This is a genomic window from Streptomyces sp. B93, assembly GCF_018070565.1.
In the GTDB taxonomy this organism is placed as follows: domain Bacteria; phylum Actinomycetota; class Actinomycetes; order Streptomycetales; family Streptomycetaceae; genus Streptomyces.
In genome coordinates this window covers 109,046-134,266 of the sequence record NZ_JAGPXL010000008.1, presented here as the reverse complement: position 1 = coordinate 134,266, position 25,221 = coordinate 109,046, and the positions used below count along the sequence as shown (strand labels likewise).

The window sequence follows — 25,221 nt, the reverse complement described above, 5'->3', positions numbered from 1 at the left end:
CGTTGGGGGGACTGGGGGGTTGCTCGATGGGTGTGCGGCTCATGGTGGTCGACGATCACCGGTTGCTTGCCGAGGCGTTGGCCTCCGCGCTGAAGCTGCGGGGGCACCGGGTGCTGGCCGCGGCGGCGCCCGCGGCCGGGGCGGCGGAGTTGGTGATCGCGCGGGCGCCGGAGGTGTGTCTGCTGGGGACGGCGACGCCCGCGGAGGCCGGGGTGTTCGATCCCGTGCTGAAGATCAAGCGGGAGCGGCCGCAGGTGGCGGTGCTCGTGCTGGGGCCGGTGCCGAGTCCTCGGGGGATCGCGGCGGCGTTCGCGGCGGGGGCGTCGGGGTATGTGCGGCACGACGAGCGGATAGAGGGTGTGGAGCGCGCGATCATGAAGGCGCGCGCGGGGGAGGCGGCGGTGGCGCCGCAGTTGCTTCAGGGCGCGTTCAGTGAGCTGCTGAACCCGGCGGAGCAGCCGGATGACGAAGGGCAGCGGCTGCTTCAGATGCTGACGCCCCGGGAGGTGGAGGTGCTGGTGCGGGTCGCGGAGGGCGAGGACACGCGGCTGATCGCGGCGGGCATGGGCATCGCTCCGTCGACGGCTCGCACCCATGTCCAGCGGGTGCTGATGAAGCTGGGCGTGGGCTCCCGGCTGGAGGCGGCGGCGCTGGCGGCGCGGACGGGGTTGCTGGACCGGGTGGTTCGGCCGGAGGCTTGATCGCCTGCGGCGGCCTGCGAGGGTCCGGTGGGTGGCTTGCGTGGCGCTGTCTGCCGGTGGTGGGTCGGGGCCGCGCCGGGGGGTGTCCGTCCTCGGAACCGCGCGGTCTGCCAACTGGATAGCCACCGGGGCTTTCCGCGCGAACCACTGCGGGCGGACACCCCCCGACACGTCCCCTTCCGTGGTACGGCGCCTGCGGGCCGTCGCCCGCTGCCGTAGCTGCGGGGGTTGTCCCCGCATAGCTGCGGGCACCCCGTAGCGCCGGGGTGCGCAACGCCCCCGCTCAGCCACACGCCGGGCGGCTGTCAGACGCCGGGTCCCTCCTCCGGAGGAACCCGTGGGGGCGGCGGAGCCGTGGGGCGGAGTTTCAGCCAGATCAGGAAGAACAGGCCGAGCAGCAGCATGCCCAGCCCGGTCCACAGGTTGATGTTCACCCCCTCCGCCTTGTCGATGTCCGCGTCGGACGCGGTGAACCCGGCGATCATGACGATGACGCCGTAGAGGACGAACAGGACGCCGATGATGCGACGGATGTCGAAGAGGCGCGCCGCGGTCGCGGACTTCGTCTCGAGTTCGGAGACCTCCCGCTGGACGTCCCGCTCCGAGTACGCCGGATGACGCTCGTGGTGTTCGGACATGGTTTCTCACACTCCCCGGTCGGACGTCAGAAGGAGAACGGGATGTAGCAGGCCGCCGCCAGCACCACCGCACCCCAGCCGAGCAGCGCGGGCTTGCGGTACCAGGCGTCGTCGCCCGCGGCCGGTGGTTCCTCCATGCCGGGGGAGCGGGTGCCGTACACCAAGCCTTGCAGGTCCTCGTCGGGTTTGGGCGCGGTGAAGAGGCTGACCGCGAACATGACGACCGCGCCGGCGACGAATCCCGCGATGGCCGAGACGAAGTTGGCGCCCTGGTCGGTGGGGATGTCGATGATGTCCTGCTTGTAGATGACGAAGTAGTTGATCATCGCGGCCGTGGTGCCCGCGAGGAGGCCCCAGAAGCCCGACTTCATCGAGGCCCGCCGCCAGAACATGCCGATGATGAAGACCACGAACATCGGCACGTTGAAGAAGGAGAACAGCGTCTGGAGGTAGCTCATGATGTTGGAGAAGGACGACGCCAGGAACGCCGTGCCGATGGAGGCGAGGACGCCGATCGCGGTGATGATGCGGCCGAAGCCGACGTAGTAGCTGTCGTCGCGGTCCCGGACGACGTACTTCGACCAGATGTCGTTGGTGAAGACCGTGTTGAAGGACGAGACGTTCGCCGCCATGCCCGCCATGAAGGCCGCGAGGAGTCCGGTGACGGCGATGCCCAGGACGCCGTTGGGGAGTAGTTCCCGCATGAGGAACGGGATGGCGTCGTTGTACTGGTAGCCCGAGTCGGGGGTGCCGAACTGGGGGACCAAGGCCGCGGCGACCAGGCCGGGGATCATCACGAGGAAGACGATGAAGATCTTCGGGAAGGCCGCGATGAGGGGCGTGCGCTGGGCCGCCGAGAGGTTCTTCGCGGAGAGCGCGCGCTGGACCTCGGCGAAGTTGGTCGTCCAGTAGCCGAAGGAGAGGACGAATCCGAGGCCGAGGACGATCGTCAGCCAGTTGGCGCCGAGCGGGTTGTCGCTGCCGATGCCGGTGCCTCCCCAGGCGGTCATGAAGTCCCCGCCCTTGCTCTCGGTCAGGGTGTCGGAGAGGCCGTCCCAGCCGCCGACCTTCTTCAGGCCGAGGATGGTGATCGGGATCAGCGCGGCGAGGATGACGAAGAACTGGAGCACCTCGTTGTAGATCGCCGAGGAGAGGCCGCCGAGGGTGATATAGGCGAGGACGAAGAACCCGGCGACGACGATGGAGACCCATTCGGGCCAGCCGAGGAGGGCCTCGACCACGATCGCCAGCGCGTACAGGTTGACGCCCGCGATGAGGATCGCGGCGAAGGCGAACAGGATCGAGCTGAGGAGGTGGGCCCCTCGGTCGAAGCGCAGGAGCAGGAACTCGGGGACCGAGCGGACCTTGGAGCCGTAGTAGAACGGCATCATCACCAGGCCCAGGAAGACCATCGCCGGGATGGCGCCGATCCAGTACCAGTGGGTGGTGTAGACGCCGTACTGCGCGCTGTTGGCCGCCATACCGAGGATCTCGGTGGCGCCGAGGTTGGCGGCGATGAACGCGAGGCCGGTGACCCAGGCCGGCAGGGAGCGCCCGGAGAGGAAGAAGTCCAGGCTGGTCTTGACGGAGCGGCGGGCCGCGAAGCCGATGCCCAGGACGGCGACGAAGTAGATGGCGAGGATGACGTAGTCGAGCCAGTTGGTCGGGAGCCGCAGCTCGGCGGCCAGGTGGTTGGGCATGTGTGTCTGGGTTTGCATAAGTACTCGCTTCGTTGCGCGAACCGATACCGCGGAACCCATGCCTCCGCGTTCAGTAATTGAACACTTCTGTTGATGTTCTTTGTTTGATTGTGATGTTGACGATTGTGGTGAGTTGTGTTTCGATGTGTTTGATTCTGTTTGGAGAGTGGTGGGAGATCCGGTGAAGAAGACCTCGACCCGGCTGGCCGACGGTCGCGAGCTGATCTACTACGACCTGCGCGACGACGTGGTGCGGAACGCGGTGGACCAGCGCCCCCTGGAGCCCACCGTCACCACCTCCGAGATCCGGCGCGACCCGCTGCTGGGGGACTCGGTCGCCATCGCCTCACACCGCCAGGGCCGGACCTATCACCCGCCCGCCGACGAGTGCCCGCTGTGCCCGTCCCGGCAGGGGCGGCTGAGCGAGGTTCCTGACGCGTCGTACGACGTGGTGGTCTTCGAGAATCGTTTCCCCTCGCTCGCCGGGGACTCCGGTCGCTGCGAGGTCGTCTGCTTCACCTCTGACCATCAGGCGTCGTTCTCCGATCTCACCCCGGAACAGGCGCGGTTGGTCCTGGACGCATGGACCGACCGGACCGCCGAATTGTCCCATATTTCCGCTGTGGAACAGGTGTTCTGCTTCGAGAACCGCGGGGCCGAGATCGGTGTCACGCTCCAGCACCCCCACGGGCAGATCTACGCCTACCCCTTCACCACCCCCCGCACGGCCCTGATGCTGCGTCAGGTCGCCGCCCACAAGGAGGCCACCGGCGGGGAGAACCTGTTCGACGCCGTGCTGGAGCGGGAGACCGCCGACGAGCGGGTCGTCCTTGCGGGTGAACACTGGGTCGCCTTCGTGCCGTACGCCGCGCACTGGCCGTACGAGGTCCACCTGTACCCGCGGCGCCGGGTGCCCGACCTGCTGGGGCTCGACGAGGCCGCGCGCACAGAGTTTCCCCAGGTGTATCTGGAACTCTTGAGGCGCTTCGACCGGCTTTTCGGGGAGAACGAGTCTCCGACGCCGTACATCGCCGCCTGGCACCAGGCGCCGTTCGGCCAGTTGGAGGAGTTCGACGGTGTCAGCCGTGACGACTTCGCGCTGCACCTCGAGCTTTTCACGATCCGCCGTACGTCCGGCAAGCTGAAGTACCTCGCGGGTTCCGAGTCCGGCATGAGCGTGTTCATCAACGACGTGCCGCCGGAGCGCGCGGCCGAGCGACTGCGAGAGGTGGCTAGTTCATGAGCGGGAAGTACCTGGTGACCGGCGGGGCGGGGTACGTCGGCAGTGTCGTCGCCCAGCATCTGCTGGAGGCCGGGCACGAGGTCGTCGTCCTCGACAACCTCTCCACCGGGTTCCGGGAGGGCGTCCCGGCGGGCGCCTCCTTCGTCGAGGGCGACATCCGGGATGCCGCCAAATGGCTGGACTCCTCGTACGACGGTGTGCTGCACTTCGCCGCCTTCTCGCAGGTCGGCGAGTCCGTGGTGAAGCCCGAGAAGTACTGGGACAACAACGTCGGCGGCACCATGGCCCTGCTCGGGGCCATGCGGGAGGCGGGCGTACGGCGGCTGGTGTTCTCGTCGACCGCCGCCACCTACGGTGAGCCGGAGCGCACGCCCATCGTGGAGAGCGCCCCGACCGCGCCCACCAACCCCTACGGCGCCTCCAAGCTCGCCGTCGACCACATGATCAGCGGCGAGGCCGCCGCCCACGGGCTGGGGGCCGTCTCGCTGCGGTACTTCAACGTGGCGGGCGCGTACGGCGAGTTCGGGGAGCGGCACGACCCCGAGACGCATCTGATCCCGGTGGTCTTCCAGGTAGCCCAGGGACGGCGCGACGCCATCTCCGTGTACGGCGACGACTACCCGACGCCGGACGGCACCTGCGTCCGCGACTACATCCACGTCGCCGACCTGGCCGAGGCCCATCTGCTGGCCCTCACCGCGGCCACCCCCGGCGAACACCTGATCTGCAACCTCGGCAACGGCAACGGCTTCTCCGTCCGCGAGGTCATCGAGACCGTCCGGCAGGTGACGGGGCATCCGGTCCCCGAGGTCACCGCACCACGCCGGGGCGGCGACCCGGCCGTCCTGGTCGCCTCCGCCGAGGTCGCCCGGGAGCGGCTCGGCTGGAATCCGTCCCGCGCGGATCTCGCGGGCATCGTCGCGGACGCGTGGGCCTTCGCGCAGCGGCGCGACAAGTAGCAGGCTGGCAGTTCAGGCAGGGAGAGGTCTGGGGATGAGCGTCGATACGGCGGCCGAAGTCGCTGAGCGGTTCACGCGGCTGTACGGGAGCGAACCGGAGGGGGTCTGGGCCGCGCCGGGCCGGGTGAACCTCATCGGTGAGCACACCGACTACAACGACGGCTTCGTGATGCCGTTCGCGCTGCCGCACACCGCGGTCGCGGCCGTGGCCCGGCGCGAGGACGGCGTACTGCGGCTGCACTCCGCCGACGTCGAGGGCGGGGTCGTGGAGCTGCGCGTCGACGCCCTCGCCCCCGGGACCGACCGGGACTGGACCGCGTACCCGGCCGGTGTGGTGTGGGCGCTGCGGGAGGCCGGGCACGCCGTGACCGGCGCCGACATCCACCTGGCCGCCACCGTCCCGGCGGGCGCGGGCCTGTCCTCCTCGGCCGCCCTGGAGGTCGTGGTCGCGCTCGCGCTGAACGACCTGTACGGGCTCGGACTGCGCGGGTGGCAGCTGGCCCGGCTGTGCCAGCGTGCCGAGAACGTCTACGTCGGCGCGCCCGTCGGGATCATGGACCAGACCGCGTCCGCCTGCTGCGAGGCGGGCCACGCGCTCTTCCTCGACACCCGCGACCTGTCCCAGCGGCAGATCCCCTTCGACCTCGCCGCCGAGGGCATGCGCCTGCTCGTCGTCGACACGCGTGTCAAGCACTCCCACAGCGAGGGCGAGTACGGCAGGCGCCGCGCGGGCTGCGAGAAGGGCGCCGCCCTGCTGGGCGTGGACGCCCTGCGGGACATCCCGTACGCGGAGCTGGACGCGGCGCTGGCGCGGCTCGGCGACGAGGAGGAGGTACGGCGGCTGGTGCGGCACGTGGTGACCGAGGACGAGCGGGTGGAGCGGGTCGTCGGGCTGCTGGAGGCCGGTGAGACCCGCGCCATCGGGCCCGTCCTGGTCGAGGGCCACGCCTCGCTGCGCGACGACTTCCGCGTCTCCTGCCCGGAGCTGGACCTCGTCGTCGACACCGCCCTGGCCGCCGGTGCGCTCGGCGCCCGGATGACCGGCGGCGGCTTCGGCGGCTCGGCGATCGTGCTGGCGGAGACCGCCGACGTCGACGCGGTCACTAAGGCCGTCCAGGAGGCCTTCGCCGCGGCCGGGTTCACCGAGCCCCGGGTGTTCGAGGCGGTGCCCGCGGAGGGCGCGCGGCGGCTGCGGTAGGGGTCAGGGCAGTCGCTTGGTGAGCGTGTACTCGGTGATGCCCGGCGGGTAGTCGTCGATCACGCAGACGATGTCGTAGCCGAGTCTGGTGTAGAAGCCGGGGGCCTGGAAGTCCCAGGTCTCCAGGCGGGCGGCCCGGCAGCCGCGTTCCGAGGCGGCGAGGTGTTCGGCCTCGGCGAGGAGGCGGGAGCCGAGGCCGCCGCCGCGGTGGGCCCGGTCCACCCAGAGGTAGTTGACGTGCAGCCAGGTCGCCCAGGTGTAGCCGACCAGGCCGCCGGCGAGGGCGTCGTGCCGGTCCATGGCCCAGATGTGCAGGGGGGTGTCGTGCTCCTCGGGGGTGCCGCGCAGGGCGCGCAGGACGGGGGACGCCTTGGTGTTGGTGTCCCGCAGGCGGGCGCGGAGCAGATCGCGTCGGGCCTTGTCGACTTCTGTCTCCAGACGAAACATGCGGCACACCATAAACGCGCTGGGCGGCCAGTTCTGTGAATTTCCTTCCCCTTACGGCCCCCGCCCGTACTCTGATGGACAGCACCGGTGGGGGCCGGTGCTGTTCAGGGGGCGAGACAAGTCGGGTACGACACCCGAAGTGGGGGTAGCAGTCTCTGCACGGCGGCGGCCGTGTGGCTGCGGCGACCCATCCCGGGGTAAGCGACCGCAAGGAAACCCGGGAGCTTCGGGTGTCGTGCCCGCACCGGTCGTCGGCTCCGACGATGGGGTGATCCCCTGCTCATGGAGAGCTTGGGGAAGGGGGTTTCGTGGTTCGCATCCGAGTCCTGGTCGTCGACGACCACCGCATTTTCGCGGAGTCGCTCGCCGCGGCACTGGCCGCCGAGCCCGATGTCGAGGTGTCCGCGGCCGGGAGCGGTCCCGCCGCGCTGCGCAGTCTGGAGCGGGCGGCCGCCGAAGGGCGCCGGTTCGATGTGCTGCTCGTCGACGCCGATCTGGGCGGCAGCGTGCCGGGGGTCCGGCCCGCCGCCGTACCCGTGCGGGAGAACGGTGAGGAAGGGCTCGTCGACGGGTTGTCGCTGGTCGCGGGGGTGCGCACCGCGCAGCCCGGTGTGCGGATCGTCGTCCTCGCCGAGCGCGACGAGCCCCGGCGGGCGGCGCTCGCGTTGCAGGCCGGGGCGTCCGGCTGGGTGGCGAAGGACTGTTCGCTGTCCCGGCTGCTGACCGTCATACGGGGTGTGCTGCGTGACGAGACCCATCTGCCGCCCGCCCTGCTCACGGGCGTGCTGCGGGAGTTGACCGCCGCCCGCAAGCACCGCACCGAGAGCGAGCGGCTCGTGGAGTCGCTGACGCCGCGGGAGCGGGAGGTGCTGCGGTGCATGGTGGCGGGGCTCGGGCGCAAGGCGGTCGCGGAGCGCCTGTACCTCTCCCCGCACACCGTGCGCACGCATATGCAGAACGTCCTCGGGAAGCTGGGCGTCCACTCCACCCTGGCGGCGGTCGCGCTGGCGCGGCGGGCCGGGGTGGGTCCGGTCGACCTAACCGGGGATGTTGTCGAACGGGGCGGTCAGCTGGCGTAGCAGGGCGGCCAGTTCGCCGCGCTGGGCGTGCGAGAGTTCGGCGAGGATGGCGCGCTCCTGGTCCAGCAGGCCCGCGAGTGCCTGGTCCGCGCGGTCCCTGCCCTCGGGGGTGAGGCGGACCAGGACGCCGCGGCGGTCGGTGGGGTCGGGGAGGCGTTCGACCAGGCTCTTCTTGGCGAGGCGGTCGATGCGGTTGGTCATCGTGCCGGAGGTGACCAGGGTCTGGGTGAGCAGTTGTCCCGGGGAGAGCTGGTACGGCGTCCCGGCGCGCCGGAGCGCGGTCAGCACGTCGAACTCCCAGGGCTCCAGGTGGTGCTCGGCGAACGCCAGACGGCGCGCGCGGTCCAGGTGCCGGGCCAGTCTGCTCACCCGGCTGAGGACCTCTAGTGGTTCCACGTCGAGGTCCGGGCGCTCCCGGCGCCATGCTGCGACCAGCCGATCGACCTCGTCCTCCATGCTGATCAGTGTAGTGGTTGTGTCGACGTGAAGTCTCTTGACGTCAAGATACTTCGGTTGTCAGTCTGGTCGTATGACGACCGCTGCCCCCGGCTGGGACCCCGCGCAGTACCTGCGCCACGCCGACCACCGCGCCCGCCCGTTCCTGGACCTGCTGGCCCGCGTCCCCGACCTCCCCGGCGACCCGCCGCGGATCGCCGACCTCGGCTGCGGGCCCGGCAACGTCACCGCGCTGCTCACCGAACGCTGGCCCACCGCCCACGTCACCGGCTACGACAACTCACCCGAGATGCTGGCCAAGGCGCGCGCCGACCACCCCCGGCCGGCCTTCGCGGAAGCCGACGCCCGCACCTGGACGCCCGCGCCCGCCTCCCACGACCTGATCATCAGCAACGCCACCCTCCAGTGGGTGCCGGGCCACGCCGACCGCTTCCCCGACTGGATCGCCGCGCTGGTCCCCGGCGGCACGTTCGCCCTCCAGGTCCCCGGCAACTTCGACGCCCCGAGCCACCGCCTGATGCGGGACCTCGCCCGGTCCCCCCGCTGGCGGAACCGGCTCTCCACGACCCTCCACCACGAGGACGCCGTCCACACCCCCGAGGCGTACCTGGCCCGCCTCACCGCACTCGGCTGCACGGTGGACGCCTGGGAGACGACGTACGTCCACCTGCTGACGGGGGAGGATCCGGTGCTCGACTGGGTGAAGGGAACGGGCCTGCGCCCGGTCCTGACGGCCCTCGCGGACGACCCGGAGTCCCGGGAGGCGTTCATCGCCGACTACCGGTCTGCCCTCCGCGAGGCCTACCCACCGGGCCCACACGGCACCCCGTTCCCCTTCCGCCGCGTGTTCGCGGTGGCCCGCAGGGAGTCCGCATGATCACCGCGGTCGACCACATCCAGCTCGCCGCCCCTCCGGGCAGCGAGGAGCGGCTGCGTGCCTTCTACGCCGGTGTCCTAGGCATGACGGAGATTCCCAAGCCACCCGCGCTCGCTGCCCGCGGCGGCTGCTGGTTCCAGGCGGGCCCCGTCCAGCTGCACCTGGGCATCGAGGACGACTTCCGCCCGGCCAGGAAGGCGCACCCCGGCCTGAGGGTCACCGGCATCGACAGCCTCGCCGCCCGCCTCGCAGCCCACGGCGCGCCCATCACCTGGGACGACGGCCTGCCGGGCCACCGCCGCTTCTACTCAGGGGACCCCGTGGGCAACCGCCTGAAGTTCCTGGAGCCGCTCTGAGAGGGCGAGGGATCGAAGCTCAAGCCCAGCAGCCGCCTGACCTCCTCGTGTGGGACGCCCGGCTCCAGCGTGCCCTCCGCCTTGCGCCGTCGGTAGTCAGCCACGGCGAGGGTGTCCTCCAGGTCTTCCAGGACGCGGGGGGATACGAGGAGGGCGGCCACGTGCCCCTCGACAGTGAGCGCGATGGTCTCCCGGTGCCGGGCGACGCGGTGGGCCAGCGCCTCCAACTGGGGGGGCGGCCTCGCTGACGGGAACCTGGTGCATGGCCGCAGCGTGCCATACCGGTCAGCTCTTGCGGCGGCCTATCAGGTGAGGCTTCGCCTCCAGGCCGTCCAGGCCGTGCCAGGCCAGGTTGACCAGGTGGGCGGCGACCTCGGCCTTCTTGGGGCGGCGGACCTCCAGCCACCACTGGCCCGTGAGGGCGACCATGCCGACCAGGGCCTGGGCGTAGAGGGGGGCCAGCTTGGGGTCGAAGCCGCGGCTCTTGAACTCGCGGCCGAGGATGTCCTCCACCTGGGTGGCGATATCGGAGATCAGCGAGGCGAAGGAACCCGTGGACTGCGGGATCGGCGAGTCACGGACCAGGATGCGGAAGCCGTCCGTGTACTCCTCGATGTAGTCCAGGAGCGCGAACGCCGCCTGCTCGCACAGTTCGCGCGGGTGACCGGCCGTGAGGGAACTGGTCACCATGTCCAGCAGGCGGCGCATCTCACGGTCCACGACGACCGCGTACAGCCCCTCCTTGCCGCCGAAGTGCTCGTACACCACCGGCTTGGACACCCCGGCCTTCGCCGCGATCTCCTCCACCGACGTGCCCTCGAAGCCCTTCGCGGCGAAGAGGGTGCGACCGATCTCCAGCAGCTGCTGGCGGCGCTCGGCACCGGTCATCCGGGTGCGCCGTGCGCGCCGCGGCTTTTCATTGCTGGGAGTGCTGGAGTCGGTCGCCACGGCGTCAATCATGCCGCCTCGGCCGTCGCCTTCCGGCGCCGGGAGCCTTCTTCGCCGGTGTTACGGCGCGAATCGATACGCGAGCGTGACGGCCAGCGCACGTCGTACGCCCACCCGAGCTTCTCGAACCAGCGGATGATCCGCGCCGAGGAGTCGATCTGGCCGCGCTCCACACCGTGCCGCGCCGACGTCGGGTCGGCGTGGTGCAGGTTGTGCCAGGACTCACCGCAGGACAGGATCGCCAGCCACCACACGTTGCCCGAACGGTCCCGGGACTTGAAGGGGCGCTTGCCGACCGCGTGGCAGATCGAGTTGATCGACCAGGTGACGTGGTGGAGGAGGGCGACCCGGACGAGTGAGCCCCAGAAGAAGCCGGTGAACGCGCCCCACCAGGACATCGTCACCAGGCCGCCGATCAGCGCGGGCAGCGCCAGGGAGATCACGGTCCAGAGCACGAACTGGCGGGAGATCGCCCGCAGGGCCGGGTCCTTGACCAGGTCCGGCGCGTACTTCTCCTGCGGCGTCTGCTCCTCGTCGAACATCCAGGCGATATGGGCCCACCACAGGCCCTTCATCAGCGCCGGGACCGTCTCGCCGTACCGCCACGGCGAGTGCGGGTCGCCCTCCGCGTCGGAGAACTTGTGGTGCTTGCGGTGGTCGGCGACCCAGCGGACCAGCGGGCCCTCGACCGCCATCGACCCCGCGATGGCCAGCGCGATCTTCAGCGGCCGCTTGGCCTTGAACGAACCATGAGTGAAGTGACGGTGGAAACCGATGGTGATGCCGTGACAGCCGAGGAAGTAGAAGAAGACCAGCAGACCGAGATCCAGCCAGCTCACACCCCATCCCCACGCCAGCGGCACGGCCGCGAGCAGCGCGAGGAACGGCACGGTGATGAACAGCAGCAGAGCGAGCTGCTCTACCGAACGCTTCTGCTCGCCGCCCAGGGTGGCGGAGGAGGGCGGAGTGTCGTCGGTCGCCTTCGGGGCGTCATCGATCACATCGGAGCTTGTGGTCATAGGGGCGTCCCTGTGGGATCGAGGGTTGAGGCGGGTACCGGGCCGCGGAACCGCGCGGGGTCTCCCTACGGTTCCGTAACCTACGGCGTCGTAAGTATGGCAGCGCGTCGCCCGGCGGCAAGAGCCCGTGAGCCTGCGCGTCCGCGCCGACACCTATCCTGGTGTCGGTCGGACAGCGCGGTCCGCTCTGATTCCTTCCCGGATGTCCGGCCCGTATGCGGCAGCCGCCGCCGCGTGACGGTCAACCGGGTTCCCTCCCAGCCGAGCTTCAGACGAGCTTCAACACTGCAAGGAGCCGCACCTGTGAGCAGTGCCGACGACCAGACCACGACGACCAGCAGCGAATTGCGCGCCGACATCCGCCGACTGGGTGACCTCCTGGGTGAGACCCTCGTCCGGCAGGAGGGCCCGGAGCTGCTCGAACTCGTCGAGAAGGTCCGCCGCCTCACCCGAGAGGACGGCGAGGCCGCCGCCGAACTGCTGCGCGGCACCGAACTGGAGACCGCGGCCAAGCTGGTCCGCGCCTTCTCCACCTACTTCCACCTCGCCAACGTCACCGAGCAGGTCCACCGCGGCCGGGAACTGCGCGAGCGGCGCGCCGCCGAGGGCGGCCTGCTCTCCCGCACCGCCGACCGCCTCAAGGACGCGGACCCCGACCACCTGCGCGAGACCGTCCGGCACCTCAACGTCCGCCCGGTCTTCACCGCCCACCCCACCGAGGCCGCCCGCCGCTCCGTCCTCAACAAGCTCCGGCGCGTCGCCGCCCTCCTGGAGACCCCGGTCCTGGAATCCGACCGCCGCCGCCACGACACCCGACTGGCCGAGAACATCGACCTCGTCTGGCAGACCGACGAACTGCGCGTCGTACGACCCGAACCCGCCGACGAGGCCCGTAACGCCATCTACTACCTCGACGAACTCCACGCGGGCGCCGTCGGCGACGTCCTGGAGGACCTCACCGCGGAACTGGAACGCGTCGGCGTCAAGCTCCCCGACGGCACCCGCCCCATCACCTTCGGCACCTGGATCGGCGGCGACCGCGACGGCAACCCCAACGTCACCCCCCAGGTCACCTGGGACGTCCTCATCCTCCAGCACGAACACGGCATCAACGACGCCCTGGAGATGATCGACGAGCTGCGCGGGCTGCTGTCCAACTCCATCCGCTACACCGGCGCCACCGAGGAACTGCTGGAGTCCCTCCAGGCCGACCTCGAACGCCTGCCCGAGATCAGCCCCCGCTACAAGCGCCTCAACGCCGAGGAGCCCTACCGGCTCAAGGCCACCTGCATCCGCCAGAAGCTGGTCAACACCAAGACCCGGCTCGCCAAGGGCACCGCCCACGAACCCGGCCGCGACTACCTCGGCACCAGCGAACTCCTCGGCGACCTGCGGATCATCCAGACCTCCCTCCGCGAGCACCGCGGCGCCCTCTTCGCCGACGGCCGCCTCGCCCGCACCATCCGCACCCTGGCCGCCTTCGGCCTCCAGCTCGCCACCATGGACGTACGCGAGCACGCCGACGCCCACCACCACGCCCTCGGCCAGCTCTTCGACCGCCTCGGCGAGGAGTCCTGGCGGTACGCCGACATGCCCCGCGAGTACCGCACCAAGCTGCTCGCCAAGGAACTGCGCTCCCGCAGACCCCTCGCGCCCACCCCGGCGCCCGTCGACGCGGCCGGAGCCAAGACCCTCGGCGTCTTCCAGACCGTGAAGAAGGCCCTGGAGGTCTTCGGACCCGAGGTCATCGAGTCCTACATCATCTCCATGTGCCAGGGCGCCGACGACGTCTTCGCCGCCGCCGTCCTCGCCCGCGAGGCCGGGCTGATCGACCTGCACGCCGGCTGGGCGAAGATCGGCATCGTCCCCCTGCTGGAGACCACCGACGAGCTGAAGGCCGCCGACACCATCCTGGAGGACATGCTCGCCGACCCCTCCTACCGGCGCCTCGTCGCGCTGCGGGGTGACGTCCAGGAGGTCATGCTCGGGTACAGCGACTCGTCCAAGTTCGGCGGCATCACCACCAGCCAGTGGGAGATCCACCGCGCCCAGCGCCGCCTGCGCGACGTCGCTCACCGCTACGGCGTACGGCTGCGTCTCTTCCACGGCCGCGGCGGCACCGTCGGCCGCGGCGGCGGCCCCAGCCACGACGCCATCCTCGCCCAGCCCTGGGGCACCCTGGAAGGCGAGATCAAGGTCACCGAACAGGGCGAGGTCATCTCCGACAAGTACCTCATCCCGTCGCTGGCCAGGGAGAACCTGGAACTCACGGTGGCCGCCACCCTCCAGGCGTCCGCCCTGCACACCGCCCCCCGACAGTCCGACGAGGCCCTCGCCCGCTGGGACGCCGCGATGGACGTCGTCTCCGACGCCGCCCACGCCGCCTACCGGCGCCTGGTCGAGGACCCCGACCTGCCGAATTACTTCCTCGCGTCGACGCCGGTGGACCAGCTCGCCGACCTGCACCTGGGCTCCCGGCCCTCCCGCCGCCCCGGCTCCGGCGTCTCGCTCGACGGCCTGCGCGCCATCCCCTGGGTGTTCGGCTGGACCCAGTCCCGGCAGATCGTCCCCGGGTGGTTCGGCGTCGGGTCGGGGCTCAAGGCGCTGCGGGAAGCGGGCCTGGACACCGTGCTCGACGAGATGTTCGAGCAGTGGCACTTCTTCCGGAACTTCATCTCCAACGTGGAGATGACCCTCGCCAAGACCGACCTGCGGATCGCCCGGCACTACGTCGACACCCTCGTCCCCGACGAGCTGAAGCACGTCTTCGACACCATCCGCGCCGAGCACGAACTCACCGTCCGCGAGGTACTGCGGATCACCGGCGAGGAGGAACTGCTCGACGCACAGCCCGTGCTGAAGCAGACGTTCACCATCCGTGACGCCTACCTCGACCCGATCTCCTACCTCCAGGTAGCCCTGCTGAAGCGGCAGCGCGACGCCGCCGCCTCCGGCGCGGAACCCGACCCGCTGCTCTCCCGCGCCCTGCTCCTCACCGTCAACGGTGTGGCGGCGGGCCTGCGCAACACCGGCTGACGGACCTCGCACCAACGGCGGTGCCCCCGTGCCGCGTACGAGCACGGGGGCACCGCCGTCTTCGCGGGTTCACCCGTGTCCGGGTTCGCCCGTATCCAGGTTTCACCCCAAGGGATTAGCCCTGCTGCGCCTTCCGGCGGCGGAACAGCAGGAAACCGCCCGCCGCGACGAGCGCCGCGGCCAGCCCGGAGAGCAGGCCGACGGGGGCGCCGTTGCCGGTCTCGGCGAGGTTCCCGCTGTCGCCCTGCGCCGACGGGGACGACGACGGGGAGGCACCCGGGGCGACCTCCTCGCCCGGCTCGCCGGACTCACCCGGCTCACCGGCGGACGGGGAGGGCGAGGCCGTCGTACCGGTGCTCTCGGACGCGGAGCCGGACGGCGTGGGCTCCGAACCGCCGTCCTCGTCCTCGCAGTCGGTCCAGAACACCTTGTGCTTGGCCGAGCCGTGCTCGCCCTCGAAGTTCCAGAACAGCTTGTAGTGGCCGTCGGGCAGCGACAGGTCGTCGGTACGGCCGTGACCCTCGGCGTCGAGGGTGATGGCGCCGGACTCGACCGTCTCGCCCTTCACCTCGGCGCTGGGGGCCCAGGCATCGATGCGCCAGTCGACCTCCTGGACACCGTCGAAGCCGAAGGCGTCCAGGTAGAAGGTGCACACGTGCGGTTCGTTCTGGCGCTGCTCCTCGCCGGTGACCGCATCGTGGATCTTGACGGTGCCGTTGTCGCCGGGCGCGGTGGCCAGGGCGGCGGGGGCCGCGAGCAGGACGGCGGAGGAGGCGGCGGTGACGAATACACCGGCGCGGGTGAGGGTACGCATGAGTCAACCCATCTTCTGTTACCTATGGGGAAGATGTGAGGGGGGCGGCTCAGCTTCCTGCACCGGGCGGCCGCAGGTCAATGACGAACAGAGAACACTCGAATGATCCACAGTCGTGGAAGTCGGACAGTTGTTCTCAGACCGCGACAAGCTCAGACCGCGACAAACGCGGCGGTGAGCAGCGCGGCCCCCGCCCCCGCCAGCACCCAGCCCGCCCGCGGACGCCGTAGCCCGCCCGCCACCACCACCGACGCGAGCAGCAGCGCGCCGCCCAGCGGCACCCACGCGTACAGCACCCCGGCGGGCCCCGAGCGCACCGCCTCGTCACTGCCGGGCTTCACGACGACGGCGTAGGTGCGGCCCTTCTCCACGGCCACGGAATCCTCGATCACCACATCACCGCGCCGGAGGGCCGGACCGTCCCCGGTGAACGGGCCGCCGCACAGCTCCCCGTCGCACCGCGTCACCGCCACCGTGCCGGACTCCCGGCCCTTGGTGAGCATCACGTACTGCGCGGTCCCCCAGGACGCCCACACCCCCGCGATCAGGATCAGCGCCGCGACGACCCCCATCACCGCGAGCCGCCCGAACCGCAACGCGACGGCGGCGCCCTGGCCGGACCTGACGGCGGCCTTGGGCATGGCCGCGATCCTTGGCCATGCCTGCACGGTCAGTCAACTCGAGCCCGGTGGGGCAACGGACAAGTCAGGAGTTGTACGTACTCTGCGCCCGCTCCAGACCATCGATCACCAACGACTCCACCGCGTCCGCCGCCCGGTCCACGAAGTAGTCCAGCTCCTTGCGCTCCGCCGACCCGAAATCCTTCAGCACGAAGTCCGCCACCGGCATCCGCCCCGGCGGCCGCCCGATCCCGAACCGCACCCGGTGATAGTCCGGCCCCATCGCCTTCGTGACCGACTTCAGACCGTTGTGCCCGTTGTCCCCGCCACCCAGCTTCAACCGCAGCGTGCCGTAGTCGATGTCCAACTCGTCATGCACCGCCACCACATGCGCCACCGGCACCTTGTAGAAGTCCCGCAGCGCGTTCACCGGACCACCCGACAGGTTCATGTACGACATCGGCTTGGCCAGCACCACCCGCCGGCTGCCCGGCCCCGGCGGACCGATCCGGCCCTCCACGACCTGCGCCTGCGCCCTGCCCGCCCGCTTGAACCTGCCCCCGATCCGCTCCGCCAGCAGATCCGCCACCATGAACCCCACGTTGTGCCGGTTCATCGCGTACTCCGGCCCCGGATTGCCCAACCCCACGATCAGCCACGGGGCACCGGCATCGGTCGTCACGTCCGTCTCTCCTCGAATACGCGTTGAATACGCGGACCACGCGTTGCATACGCGCCAGCCGCTGCCCCACCCGACCCGGGCGGAACAGCGGCTGACGAAACGACGAAAAGGTGAGGATCAGGCCTCGGTGGCCGCCTCACCCTCGCCCTCGGCCTCGGCACCCTCCGGGGCCTCCTCGGCCTGCGCGGCCAGCACCTGGAGGACGACCGCGTCCTCGTCGACGGCCAGCGTCACACCGTTCGGCAGGGCGATGTCCTTCGCCAGCACCGAGGCACCCGCCTCCAGGCCCTCGACGGAGACCGTGACCTGCTCCGGGATGTGCGTCGCCTCGGCCTCGACCGGCAGCGCGTTCAGCACGTGCTCCAGCAGGTTGCCACCCGCGGCCAGCTCGCCCTCGGTGACGACCGGGATCTCGACGTTGACCTTCTCGCCACGCTTGACCAGCAGCAGGTCCACGTGCTCCAGGAAGCCCTTCAGCGGGTCACGCTGCACGGACTTCGGGATCGCCAGCTCGTTCGACTTGCCGTCGATGTCCAGCGAGATCAGCACGTTCGGCGTACGCAGCGCCAGCAGCAGGTCGTGGCCCGGGAAGGTCAGGTGCAGCGGGTCGGAACCGTGGCCGTAGAGAACACCGGGAACCTTGTCGGCGCGACGGATACGACGGGCGGCACCCTTACCGAACTCGGTACGGGTCTCGGCGGAAAGCTTCACCTCAGACATGATCACTCCTCGTAGAAAGCTAGTTGACGGACCAGGTCACCCGGCCACGAACGGCCTGCTACGAAGAGCGCGTCGATAACGGACCGCCGTACATCCGTGCCACACACGGACCACGGCCTCCCTCGCCGAGCAACCCCAGCAGGATACTCGGCCAGGAAGGCCGCGAAAAATCGATCAAGCAGAACGCCCGGCCAGGGCCGCCTACTGCTCGTCGAACAGGCTCGTCACCGACCCGTCCTCGAACACCTCACGCACCGCACGCGCGATCGTCGGCGCGATCGAGAGCACCTTGATCTTGTCCAGGTCGTCCGCCAGCTCACCCGGCGTCGGCAGCGTGTTCGTGAACACGAACTCACTCACCCGCGAGTTCTTCAGCCGGTCCGCCGCCGGACCCGACAGCACACCGTGCGTCGCCGTCACGATGACGTCCTCCGCACCGTGCGCGAACAACGCGTCCGCCGCCGCACAGATCGTGCCACCCGTGTCGATCATGTCGTCCACCAGCACACAGATCCGGCCCTCCACATCACCCACGACCTCGTGCACGGTGACCTGGTTCGCCACGTCCTTGTCCCGCCGCTTGTGCACGATCGCCAGCGGCGCGCCCAGCCGGTCGCACCAACGGTCGGCCACCCGCACCCGGCCCGCGTCCGGCGATACCACGGTCAGCTTCGCCCGGTCCACCTTCGCGCCCACGTAGTCCGCCAGCAGTGGCAGCGCGAACAGATGATCCACGGGACCGTCGAAGAAGCCCTGGATCTGATCGGTGTGCAGATCCACGGCGAGAATCCGGTCCGCGCCCGACGTCTTCATCAGATCGGCGATCAGGCGGGCCGAAATCGGTTCACGGCCACGGTGCTTCTTGTCCTGCCGCGCGTAACCGTAGAAGGGCACGATGACCGTGATGGAACGGGCCGACGCACGCTTCAGCGCGTCGATCATGATCAACTGCTCCATGATCCACTGGTTGATCGGAGCCGTGTGGCTCTGGATCACGAAGCAGTCGGCGCCACGGGCAGACTCCTGATACCGCACATAGATCTCGCCATTGGCGAAGTCGAAGGCCTTCGTCGGGACGACCCCGACACCCAGCTGGTGGGCGATTTCCTCGGCAAGCACGGGGTGGGCGCGGCCGGAGAAGAACATCATCTTCTTCTCGCCGGTCGTCTTGATCCCGGTCACAGCACTGTCTCCTCAGAGGTGTCGCAGCTGGGTGTGGACACGACGTCACAGCGGGCGGGCCGGACGCCGTCTCAGCTGGTTAGGTGCGGGTGTGCACTTATCACGGTACGCCGTCCCAGACGCACCTGTTTCCGGTCAGCCTTCGCCTTCCGGCTCCCGGGAAGCCGCCTCGGCCGCCTTCGCCGCCGCGCTCCCCGGACGCTTACGGGCCACCCAACCGTCGATATTCCGCTGCTGGCCACGGGCCACGGCCAGCGAACCGGGCGGCACATCACGCGTGATCACGGACCCGGCGGCGGTGTAGGCGCCGTCGCCGATCGTGACCGGAGCCACAAGCATGTTGTCCGCACCCGTCTTGCAGTGCGAGCCGATGGTGGTGTGGTGCTTGTGTTCACCGTCATAGTTCACGAACACGCTCGCCGCACCGATGTTCGTGTACTCACCGATCGTCGCGTCCCCTACATACGACAGATGCGGCACCTTCGTGCCCTCGCCGATGGACGCGTTCTTCGTCTCCACGTACGTACCGATCTTCGACTTCAGCCCCAGCCGGGTGCCCGGCCGCAGATACGCGTACGGGCCGACCTTGGCCTGCGGACCGATGTCCGCCGTGTCCGAGACCGTGTTGTCCACCCTCGCCCCGGCACCCACCCGGGTGTCCTTCAGCCGGCTGTGCGGGCCGACCTCCGCGCCCTCCGCCAGGTGCGTGTCCCCGAGGAGCTGCGTCCCCGGGTGCACCACGACGTCCTGCTCGAAGGTGACGGTGACGTCGACGTACGTCGTCGGCGGATCGACGACCGTGACCCCGGCCAGCATCGCCTCGGTCAGCAGCCGGTCGTTGAGGATGCGACGGGCCTCCGCGAGCTGCACCCGGTTGTTGATCCCGGCGATCTCCCGGTGATCGGCGGCGACACACGCCCCGACCCGGTGCCCGGCCTCCCGCAGGATGCCGAGCACGTCCGTCAGATACTCCTCACCCTGGCTGTTGTCCGTACGCACCTTGCCCAGCGCGTCCGCCAGCAGCCGCCCGTCGAACGCGAACACGCCCGAGTTGATCTCTCGGATCGCCCGCTGGACGTCGGTGGCGTCCTTGTGCTCGACGATCCCGGTCACGGCGCCCGTCTCGTCCCGCACGATCCGCCCGTACCCGGTGGCGTCCGGGACCTCGGCCGTCAGCACGGTCACCGCGTTGCCGTCGTCGCCGTGCGTCGCGGCGAGCCGCGCGAGCGTCTCCCCGGTGAGAAGGGGAGTGTCCCCGCAGACCACGACGACGGTCCCCTCGACCGCGCCGCCCAGCTCCTCCAGGGCCATCCGTACGGCGTGCCCCGTGCCGTTCTGCTCCGCCTGCACGGCGGTGCGTACGCCGGGGGCGGCCTCGGCGAGGTGCGCGGTCACCTGCTCACGCGCGTGACCGACCACGACGACGAGGCTCTCCGGCTCCAGTTCACCGGCGGCGGCCAGCACATGGCCCACGAGGGAACGGCCACAGATGTCATGCAGGACCTTCGGTGTGGCCGACTTCATACGGGTGCCCTCACCCGCTGCGAGTACGACGACGGCTGCCGGGCGAATGGCGCTCACGGGGTTGCCCTTCGGCTTTTGGGATGGGGTGGGGTGACATGCGCAGGATACCGGGGGCGTTTGGGGGTGACATGAGAGCGGGCCCTGACATGGCTGTCAGGGCCCCGCACGTTGCAGCTCCGCCAGCTGGATTCGAACCAGCACTACAGGGCTTCAAAGGCCCGCGGGCTACCAGTTACCCCATGGCGGATGGCTGCGTCAGACCATACCCGAGCTTAGTGGGCTGCCAAGAACGATCTGGTTCCACCAGTCCTCGATCTGGCTGTGCGGCTCGGCGCTCTTGAGCACGGCGACGCGAAGGCAGCCATGGTAGTCATCCCCCACGTTGGTGCGGTTGGTCTTGGGGTTGTGCTTTTTCAGGGAGGTCTTCAGAAGGGTGCGCACTTCGATGCCGACCTGGCGAGCCCAGTACACCTCAGCCGCTGGCACGTCTGCCGACTCGTGGATGTCGACCGAGAACCGGCGGCGCTCCGGGGCCATGCCCAGTAGATCGAGCCAGGCAAGAAAGAGGCGGATCATGTTCGGATCACTGTTCACGAAGATGACCCGGCGGTAGGAGCCTGGCTTGGCCTTCGCGCCCTCAGCCCAGTAAAGGCCAACCCCGACGAGAAACAACTCTCGATCAGACAGAGCGCCGATCTCTGGCGCGGCGACCTCCCTCTCGGCTGGATCCTGCGCGGGACGGGCTCGTGGTGCCGCCCTCACCTGGGTCGGCTGTGCGCTGCGTAGAGGTGCAGGCAGATCCCGTACCCACAGCGCGATGGAACTCTTCGAGCAGCCCAGTTCCACCGGGATCTGGTCGTACGTCCACCCCTGAAGCCGGAGTTCCCGGTTGATTGCCCTCAGGTCGTCCTTCGCTCGGGGCGTTTCGTCCACTCCGGCGGGGGTTCGCCCTGCACCAGGCGGTTGAGGACGTCGTTGTTGAAGACCTTCAGTTCGTCGCGGATCCGGCGAAGGCGGTGGCCCTGGCGTCGCAGTGCCACCGCCCGTTCACGCAGTTCCTCGAAGTCCGCGTACCTGTTCTGTGCATGTGCCATGGGCATACCGTCCGGGAGGAATGCCTGGTTCCGGGCCTGGGGCGCGGCGGGTCCACCAGTTCGAGGGCTATCGCGACGTATCGCTTGCGGAAGTCGCCGGAAAAGGGGTGGCGGGCGATCGTAGGCTGGAGGCATGACCGCGACGGGGGAAGAGCATGTGACGGCCCGGGGAGGGCCGTGGTGGTGGGAGCGGCGGCGCAGTGCCGCGCTCGACGGGGGGCTCGCCCTGCTGTCCGCCGTGGAGTGCGGGGCCGAGGGCGTCAAGTTCGCGGGGGATGCCGGGCTTCCGGTGGCGGTGGGGGTCGTCTTCGGGCTGCTGGCCGGTTCCGTGCTGCTGGTGCGGCGCCAGTGGCCGATCGCGGTGGTGCTGGTCGCCATCGCCGTGGCGCCCGCCCAGATGGGCTTCCTGATGAGCGTCGTCGGGCTCTACACGCTCGCCGCGTCCGAGCTGCCCCGCCGGATCATCGCCTCGCTCGCGGGGATGTCCCTGGTGGGCACGTTGATCGTGACGTTCGTGCGGGCCCAGCAGGGGATGACGCGGGGGGAGTACGAGGGCTTCGGCGGGGACTGGTTCGTGCCGTTCATCTCGGTCACCGCCTCGCTGGGGATCACCGCGCCTCCGGTGCTGCTGGGCCTGTACGTGGGGGCGCGGCGGCGGCTGATGGAGAGCCTCCGGGAGCGGGCGGACAGTCTGGAGCGGGAGCTTCAGTTGCTGGCGGAGCGGGCCGAGGAGCGTGCGGAGTGGGCGCGCAACGAGGAGCGGACGCGGATCGCGCGGGAGATGCACGACGTCGTGGCGCACCGGGTGAGTCTGATGGTGGTGCACGCGGCGGCGCTCCAGGCCGTGGCGCGGAAGGACCCGGAGAAGGCGGTGCGGAACGCGGCCCTGGTGGGGGACATGGGGCGGCAGGCGCTGACCGAGTTGCGGGAGATGCTCGGGGTGCTGCGGAGTTCGGACGGCGGGCGGCGGCCCGAGGGCGCGGGTGCCGGGGCGCCGCCGCTGGCGGCGGTCGGGGCGGCCGCGGCGGCTGCCGCCTCGCGGGTGGCGGACGACGTGGAGGGACCTTGTCTGGATGAGCTGGACGAGCTGATCGGGCAGTCGGCAGCGGCGGGGATGGTGGTGGACCTGTCGGTGGTGGGGGAGGTGCGGGCGTATGCCGCGGAGGTGGAGCAGACCGCGTTCCGGGTGGTGCAGGAGGCGTTGACCAACGTTCACAAGCACGCGGCGGGCGCGAAGACGTATGTCCGTCTGGCGCATCGGGCGTCGGAGATCGCGATGCAGGTGGAGAACGAGCCGCCGCCGGAGGCGTCGTCGGCGTCGTCGGCCCGGTTGCCGTCCGGTGGGAACGGTCTGGTGGGGATGAAGGAGCGGGTCGCGGCGCTGGGCGGGGTGTTCGTGTCGGGGCCGACGGACGCGGGGGGTTTCCGGGTGTCGGCGGTCATCCCGGCGTCGTAGGCGGAGCCGTATCCGTCAGCCGGCGGTCAGCCGTACCGGTTCCATGCCCGTGACCAGGGTGGTGAGGGCATGGTCGATGGTGGGGCCGAGGTACCAGTCGCCGGTGTGGTCGAGGACGTACACGCGGCCCTCGGCGTCGATGGCGAGGAGGGCCTCGGTGTCGGTCTCGGTGCCGAGGGGGCTGACTTCGGTACCGAGGGCGCGGCCGAGGTCGCCGAGGGTGCGGGCCATGTGGAGGCCGTGCAGGGGGTCGAGGTGGACGGCGGTGGGGGCGAGCTGGCGGCCGGTGCCGCTGGGGGTGAGGTGCAGTCCGCCGAATTCGGCCCAGGCCTCGACGGCGGCGGGGAAGACGGCGTGCCGGTGTCCTGCCGGTGAGGTGTGCTCGCGCAGGGTGTCGGCCCAGATCTCCGCCTGTTTGATGTCCCAGTGTCCGGGCTGCCAGCCGGCGGCGCGCAGGGCGGCGTCGACGGGGACGGGGAAGCGGGTGCTCGACGTGCGGTCGGTGTGCATCTGCCCTTCGATCGTCTGGTGTGCGGGTCTCGCGGGTTCTTCGTGTTTCTTGTTACGTCCGTGGGGCGCGCGGTGTTCAGTCGTCGCCGGCCGTCGGGTCGACGACGCGGACGCCGAAGTGGGCGCTGAGTGCGGCGCAGGCGCGGCAGGGTGCGGCGTAGCTGCCGTGCAGGGGGTCGCCGTCCTCACGGATGCGGCGGGCGGTGAGCTTGGCCTGCTTGAGGATCTTGCGGGCTTCGCCGTTGGTCATGGGTTTGCGGGCGGCGCGTTTGCTGCGGGCGGCGTCGGCGGTGGCGATGTGCCGGGAGATGAGGATGGTCTCGGCGCAGCGTCCGGTGAAACGGTCGCGCTGGGCGCTGGTGAGGGTGTCGAGGAAGTCCTGTACGAGGGGGTGCAGGGCGGGCGGCTGGTCGCCGCGGGCGGCGGTGCCGGTGAGGGTGGCGCCGCGGACGGAGAGGGCGGCGGCGATGGTGGGGAGTATGCCGTCGCGGCGGTGACGGAGCGTAGGGGCCTGGTTGGCCTCGCTGGTGCTCCAGCCGATGCGTGGGTCGCCTGATGCGCTGGTGTGCGGCCCCGTCTGTGTCGCGTTCATGATCGTTTTTCCCCTCCAGTGCATCCCCCCGGATGTCACAGACTGCCAAATGGCGTGGCTGGTGCGGAAGCTGGGGCGGTGCGACACGCCCGGTCGGGGCGGTGCGTCACGGCGGGGTGACGGCTGGTCACGGTGGCGGGGGCGAAGCGGAGGGGGTGCCGACCGGTGCCGGTGACCGGTGGAGGCGTACCGCATAGGCTGTCGGGCACCGCGCTTGCGCGGGCAACGCGTCGCGGACGGGGACCGGCACCAGCGCCGGGTCCCGGCCGCGCAAGATCGGAAACCGATACGGGGTGTGACGGCCAAGGGCGGTCGTCGCGGGCCGTACCAGAGTGCCGCAGGGGGCAACCGCCATGACGACAGGTCGGCTCGGGCTGGGGGCACCTCCCGGCCGCCAGGCCGGGGGACAAGCTGCGCCGCCGAACGCGGCCTACGCCGGGCAGGTCGTGCACTTCCCGGATCCGGTCCGGGCGTCGCGTCATCCCAGAGGGGTACGGGTCGACGAGCACGGCTACCCCGACTTCTCGGCCTACGCGCGTGCGGCGGCGGAGATCGCGGAGCCCCCGGAGGGTTTCGGCGTCGACGAGCTGCGGCTCACGGACTACGTGTCGGCGAACGCGGCGCTCTCGGCATCCGGCCATGAACTCTGGGACACCGTGCCCGCGGTGGCCACGCCGCACGGCTGGACCTGGCACCACGTCGTCGGGACGCGGCGCCTGGAGCTGGTGCCGGTCGAGGTGAAGGCGCTGCTGCGGCACCACGGCGGCATCGCCACCACGGCCGTCGACCACACCAAGCGCGGCACCCGGCCCCTCCAGGAGACCCGGCCCGCGCACTTCGGACTGCCGAAGGCGTCGGTGGCGGTGACCGAGTCGCAGGTCCTCGGTGTCGAGGAGGACCTCGGCTACCGGCTGCCGGGCGCGTACCGCACCTTCCTGAAGGCGGCGGGCGGCTGCGCGCCGGTGGGGACGGCCCTGGACGCGGAGTTGGGGCTGCTGATCGACCAGCCGTTCTTCACGGTGCGGGACGAGGCGGCGGTCAACGACCTCGTCTACGTCAACAAGTGCCTGCGCGACCACCTGACCAAGGACTACCTCGGTGTCGCCTTCGTCCAGGGCGGTCTGCTCGCCGTGAAGGTGAAGGGCGAGCGGATCGGGTCGGTGTGGTTCTGCGCCTACGACGACGCCCGCGACGTCGACCCGTCGTGGTCACCCGCCGAACGGGTGGAGCGGCTGCTGCTGCCCTGCGGTGAGGACTTCGACGCCTTCCTGTCCCGACTCGCGGGTTCGCCGCCGGAGTTGGACACGGTGGCGAACCTGATGGTGGACGGCGGGTTCGCCCGTTCCGTCCCGGTGGGGGAGTGAGCTGGC

At 70.3% G+C, this 25,221-nt stretch carries 24 protein-coding genes, 1 tRNA gene and 2 pseudogenes; 10 read left to right on the top strand and 17 right to left on the bottom strand.

The features are described from left to right. Nucleotides 1-26: 26 nt before the first annotated feature. Complete coding sequence (locus KBY47_RS10560) at nt 27-701, top strand: LuxR C-terminal-related transcriptional regulator (protein WP_210920758.1); 675 nt, start codon at nt 27-29, stop codon at nt 699-701. Between the two features lie 305 nt (nt 702-1,006). Here KBY47_RS10560 and KBY47_RS10555 read toward each other — a convergent pair whose 3' ends face one another. Both KBY47_RS10555 and KBY47_RS10550 read right to left on the bottom strand, forming a co-directional pair. Continuing rightward, the gene (locus tag KBY47_RS10555; RefSeq protein WP_210920757.1) at nt 1,007-1,339 is read right to left on the bottom strand and encodes a hypothetical protein; all 333 of its coding nucleotides are present in this window, start codon (nt 1,337-1,339) and stop codon (nt 1,007-1,009) included. Between the two features lie 26 nt (nt 1,340-1,365). After that, entirely contained in the window at nt 1,366-3,057 is a 1,692-nt protein-coding gene (locus KBY47_RS10550) for a sodium:solute symporter family protein (RefSeq protein WP_210920756.1), read from the bottom strand. A 163-nt stretch (nt 3,058-3,220) separates the two neighbouring features. On the opposite strand from KBY47_RS10550, the gene galT reads away from it, so the two are divergent. The 3 genes from galT to galK are packed head-to-tail and all read left to right on the top strand — an operon-like array spanning nt 3,221 to nt 6,439. Then, on the top strand, nt 3,221-4,282 hold the full coding sequence (galT, locus tag KBY47_RS10545; protein WP_210920755.1) for a galactose-1-phosphate uridylyltransferase: 1,062 nt from the start codon (nt 3,221-3,223) through the stop codon (nt 4,280-4,282). Further along, nucleotides 4,279-5,241 carry a UDP-glucose 4-epimerase GalE gene (gene galE / locus KBY47_RS10540; protein ID WP_210920754.1) on the top strand — a complete coding sequence of 321 codons (963 nt, stop codon included), beginning with the start codon at nt 4,279-4,281 and terminating at the stop codon, nt 5,239-5,241. Before galT ends, galE begins: the two co-directional genes overlap by 4 nt. Before the next feature lie 34 nt (nt 5,242-5,275). After that, nucleotides 5,276-6,439 (top strand): galactokinase, encoded by a 1,164-nt coding sequence (gene galK / locus KBY47_RS10535; protein ID WP_210920753.1) that lies wholly within the window; start codon nt 5,276-5,278, stop codon nt 6,437-6,439. Between the two features lie 3 nt (nt 6,440-6,442). Here galK and KBY47_RS10530 read toward each other — a convergent pair whose 3' ends face one another. Then, nucleotides 6,443-6,898 carry an N-acetyltransferase gene (locus KBY47_RS10530; RefSeq protein WP_210920752.1) on the bottom strand — a complete coding sequence of 152 codons (456 nt, stop codon included), beginning with the start codon at nt 6,896-6,898 and terminating at the stop codon, nt 6,443-6,445. Between the two features lie 296 nt (nt 6,899-7,194). Between KBY47_RS10530 and KBY47_RS10525 the strand changes: the two genes are divergently transcribed. Beyond that, on the top strand, nt 7,195-7,965 hold the full coding sequence (locus KBY47_RS10525) for a response regulator transcription factor (protein ID WP_210920751.1): 771 nt from the start codon (nt 7,195-7,197) through the stop codon (nt 7,963-7,965). On the opposite strand, the gene KBY47_RS10520 is transcribed toward KBY47_RS10525, so the two are convergent. Beyond that, nucleotides 7,924-8,421: a MarR family winged helix-turn-helix transcriptional regulator gene (locus KBY47_RS10520; protein ID WP_210920750.1), complete on the bottom strand. Its 498-nt coding sequence runs from the start codon at nt 8,419-8,421 to the stop codon at nt 7,924-7,926. The two genes, KBY47_RS10525 and KBY47_RS10520, sit on opposite strands and share 42 nt — an antisense overlap. A gap of 73 nt (nt 8,422-8,494) precedes the next feature. Between KBY47_RS10520 and KBY47_RS10515 the strand changes: the two genes are divergently transcribed. Continuing rightward, entirely contained in the window at nt 8,495-9,298 is an 804-nt protein-coding gene (locus KBY47_RS10515) for a trans-aconitate 2-methyltransferase (protein WP_210920749.1), read from the top strand. Next, nucleotides 9,295-9,654 carry a VOC family protein gene (locus KBY47_RS10510; protein WP_210920748.1) on the top strand — a complete coding sequence of 120 codons (360 nt, stop codon included), beginning with the start codon at nt 9,295-9,297 and terminating at the stop codon, nt 9,652-9,654. Before KBY47_RS10515 ends, KBY47_RS10510 begins: the two co-directional genes overlap by 4 nt. A 20-nt stretch (nt 9,655-9,674) precedes the next feature. Here the strand turns inward: KBY47_RS10510 and KBY47_RS37185 are convergent. The 3 genes and pseudogenes from KBY47_RS37185 to KBY47_RS10500 form a co-directional block, all read right to left on the bottom strand. Next, nucleotides 9,675-9,881: pseudogene (locus KBY47_RS37185) on the bottom strand (type II toxin-antitoxin system prevent-host-death family antitoxin); the annotation flags it as partial. A 58-nt stretch (nt 9,882-9,939) separates the two neighbouring features. Beyond that, complete coding sequence (locus KBY47_RS10505) at nt 9,940-10,614, bottom strand: TetR/AcrR family transcriptional regulator (RefSeq protein ID WP_210920747.1); 675 nt, start codon at nt 10,612-10,614, stop codon at nt 9,940-9,942. Then, nucleotides 10,611-11,621, bottom strand: coding sequence for a fatty acid desaturase (locus KBY47_RS10500; protein ID WP_210920746.1), 1,011 nt, complete (start codon nt 11,619-11,621; stop codon nt 10,611-10,613). The genes KBY47_RS10505 and KBY47_RS10500 overlap by 4 nt, the downstream gene beginning before the upstream one ends. 303 nt (nt 11,622-11,924) lie before the next feature. Here KBY47_RS10500 and ppc point away from each other — a divergent pair, with 303 nt between their 5' ends. Then, nucleotides 11,925-14,657: a phosphoenolpyruvate carboxylase gene (gene ppc, locus KBY47_RS10495; protein ID WP_210920745.1), complete on the top strand. Its 2,733-nt coding sequence runs from the start codon at nt 11,925-11,927 to the stop codon at nt 14,655-14,657. A gap of 115 nt (nt 14,658-14,772) precedes the next feature. Here the strand turns inward: ppc and KBY47_RS10490 are convergent, their stop codons facing one another. The 8 genes and pseudogenes from KBY47_RS10490 to KBY47_RS10455 all read right to left on the bottom strand — a co-directional run bounded on the left by KBY47_RS10490 (nt 14,773) and on the right by KBY47_RS10455 (nt 21,293). Then, the gene (locus KBY47_RS10490; RefSeq protein WP_210920744.1) at nt 14,773-15,471 is read right to left on the bottom strand and encodes an LPXTG cell wall anchor domain-containing protein; all 699 of its coding nucleotides are present in this window, start codon (nt 15,469-15,471) and stop codon (nt 14,773-14,775) included. Nucleotides 15,472-15,623: 152 nt separating this feature from the next. Then, the gene (locus tag KBY47_RS10485) at nt 15,624-16,112 is read right to left on the bottom strand and encodes a hypothetical protein (protein WP_210920743.1); all 489 of its coding nucleotides are present in this window, start codon (nt 16,110-16,112) and stop codon (nt 15,624-15,626) included. A gap of 64 nt (nt 16,113-16,176) precedes the next feature. After that, nucleotides 16,177-16,773, bottom strand: a complete 597-nt coding sequence (pth, locus tag KBY47_RS10480; RefSeq protein WP_210920742.1) for an aminoacyl-tRNA hydrolase — start codon at nt 16,771-16,773, stop codon at nt 16,177-16,179. A 117-nt stretch (nt 16,774-16,890) separates the two neighbouring features. Further along, nucleotides 16,891-17,493, bottom strand: a complete 603-nt coding sequence (locus KBY47_RS10475; RefSeq protein ID WP_210920741.1) for a 50S ribosomal protein L25/general stress protein Ctc — start codon at nt 17,491-17,493, stop codon at nt 16,891-16,893. A 201-nt stretch (nt 17,494-17,694) separates the two neighbouring features. After that, nucleotides 17,695-18,675, bottom strand: coding sequence for a ribose-phosphate diphosphokinase (locus KBY47_RS10470; protein WP_210920740.1), 981 nt, complete (start codon nt 18,673-18,675; stop codon nt 17,695-17,697). 135 nt (nt 18,676-18,810) lie between these two features. After that, complete coding sequence (glmU, locus tag KBY47_RS10465) at nt 18,811-20,256, bottom strand: bifunctional UDP-N-acetylglucosamine diphosphorylase/glucosamine-1-phosphate N-acetyltransferase GlmU (protein ID WP_210920739.1); 1,446 nt, start codon at nt 20,254-20,256, stop codon at nt 18,811-18,813. 117 nt (nt 20,257-20,373) lie between these two features. Continuing rightward, a tRNA-Gln gene (locus KBY47_RS10460) sits at nt 20,374-20,446 on the bottom strand. Nucleotides 20,447-20,454: 8 nt separating this feature from the next. After that, nucleotides 20,455-21,293, bottom strand: a pseudogene (locus KBY47_RS10455) (hypothetical protein). A 133-nt stretch (nt 21,294-21,426) separates the two neighbouring features. On the opposite strand from KBY47_RS10455, the gene KBY47_RS10450 reads away from it, so the two are divergent. After that, a complete protein-coding gene (locus KBY47_RS10450; RefSeq protein WP_210920738.1) occupies nt 21,427-22,749 on the top strand; it encodes a sensor histidine kinase in 1,323 nt (440 codons plus the stop codon). Between the two features lie 15 nt (nt 22,750-22,764). On the opposite strand, the gene KBY47_RS10445 is transcribed toward KBY47_RS10450, so the two are convergent. Both KBY47_RS10445 and KBY47_RS10440 read right to left on the bottom strand, forming a co-directional pair. Next, the gene (locus tag KBY47_RS10445) at nt 22,765-23,259 is read right to left on the bottom strand and encodes an SUKH-3 domain-containing protein (RefSeq protein WP_210920737.1); all 495 of its coding nucleotides are present in this window, start codon (nt 23,257-23,259) and stop codon (nt 22,765-22,767) included. Nucleotides 23,260-23,335: 76 nt separating this feature from the next. After that, nucleotides 23,336-23,851, bottom strand: a complete 516-nt coding sequence (locus KBY47_RS10440; RefSeq protein WP_210920736.1) for a YwqJ-related putative deaminase — start codon at nt 23,849-23,851, stop codon at nt 23,336-23,338. 353 nt (nt 23,852-24,204) lie between these two features. Here KBY47_RS10440 and KBY47_RS10435 point away from each other — a divergent pair, with 353 nt between their 5' ends. Continuing rightward, entirely contained in the window at nt 24,205-25,215 is a 1,011-nt protein-coding gene (locus tag KBY47_RS10435) for an SMI1/KNR4 family protein (RefSeq protein WP_210920735.1), read from the top strand. Nucleotides 25,216-25,221 lie beyond the last annotated feature (6 nt).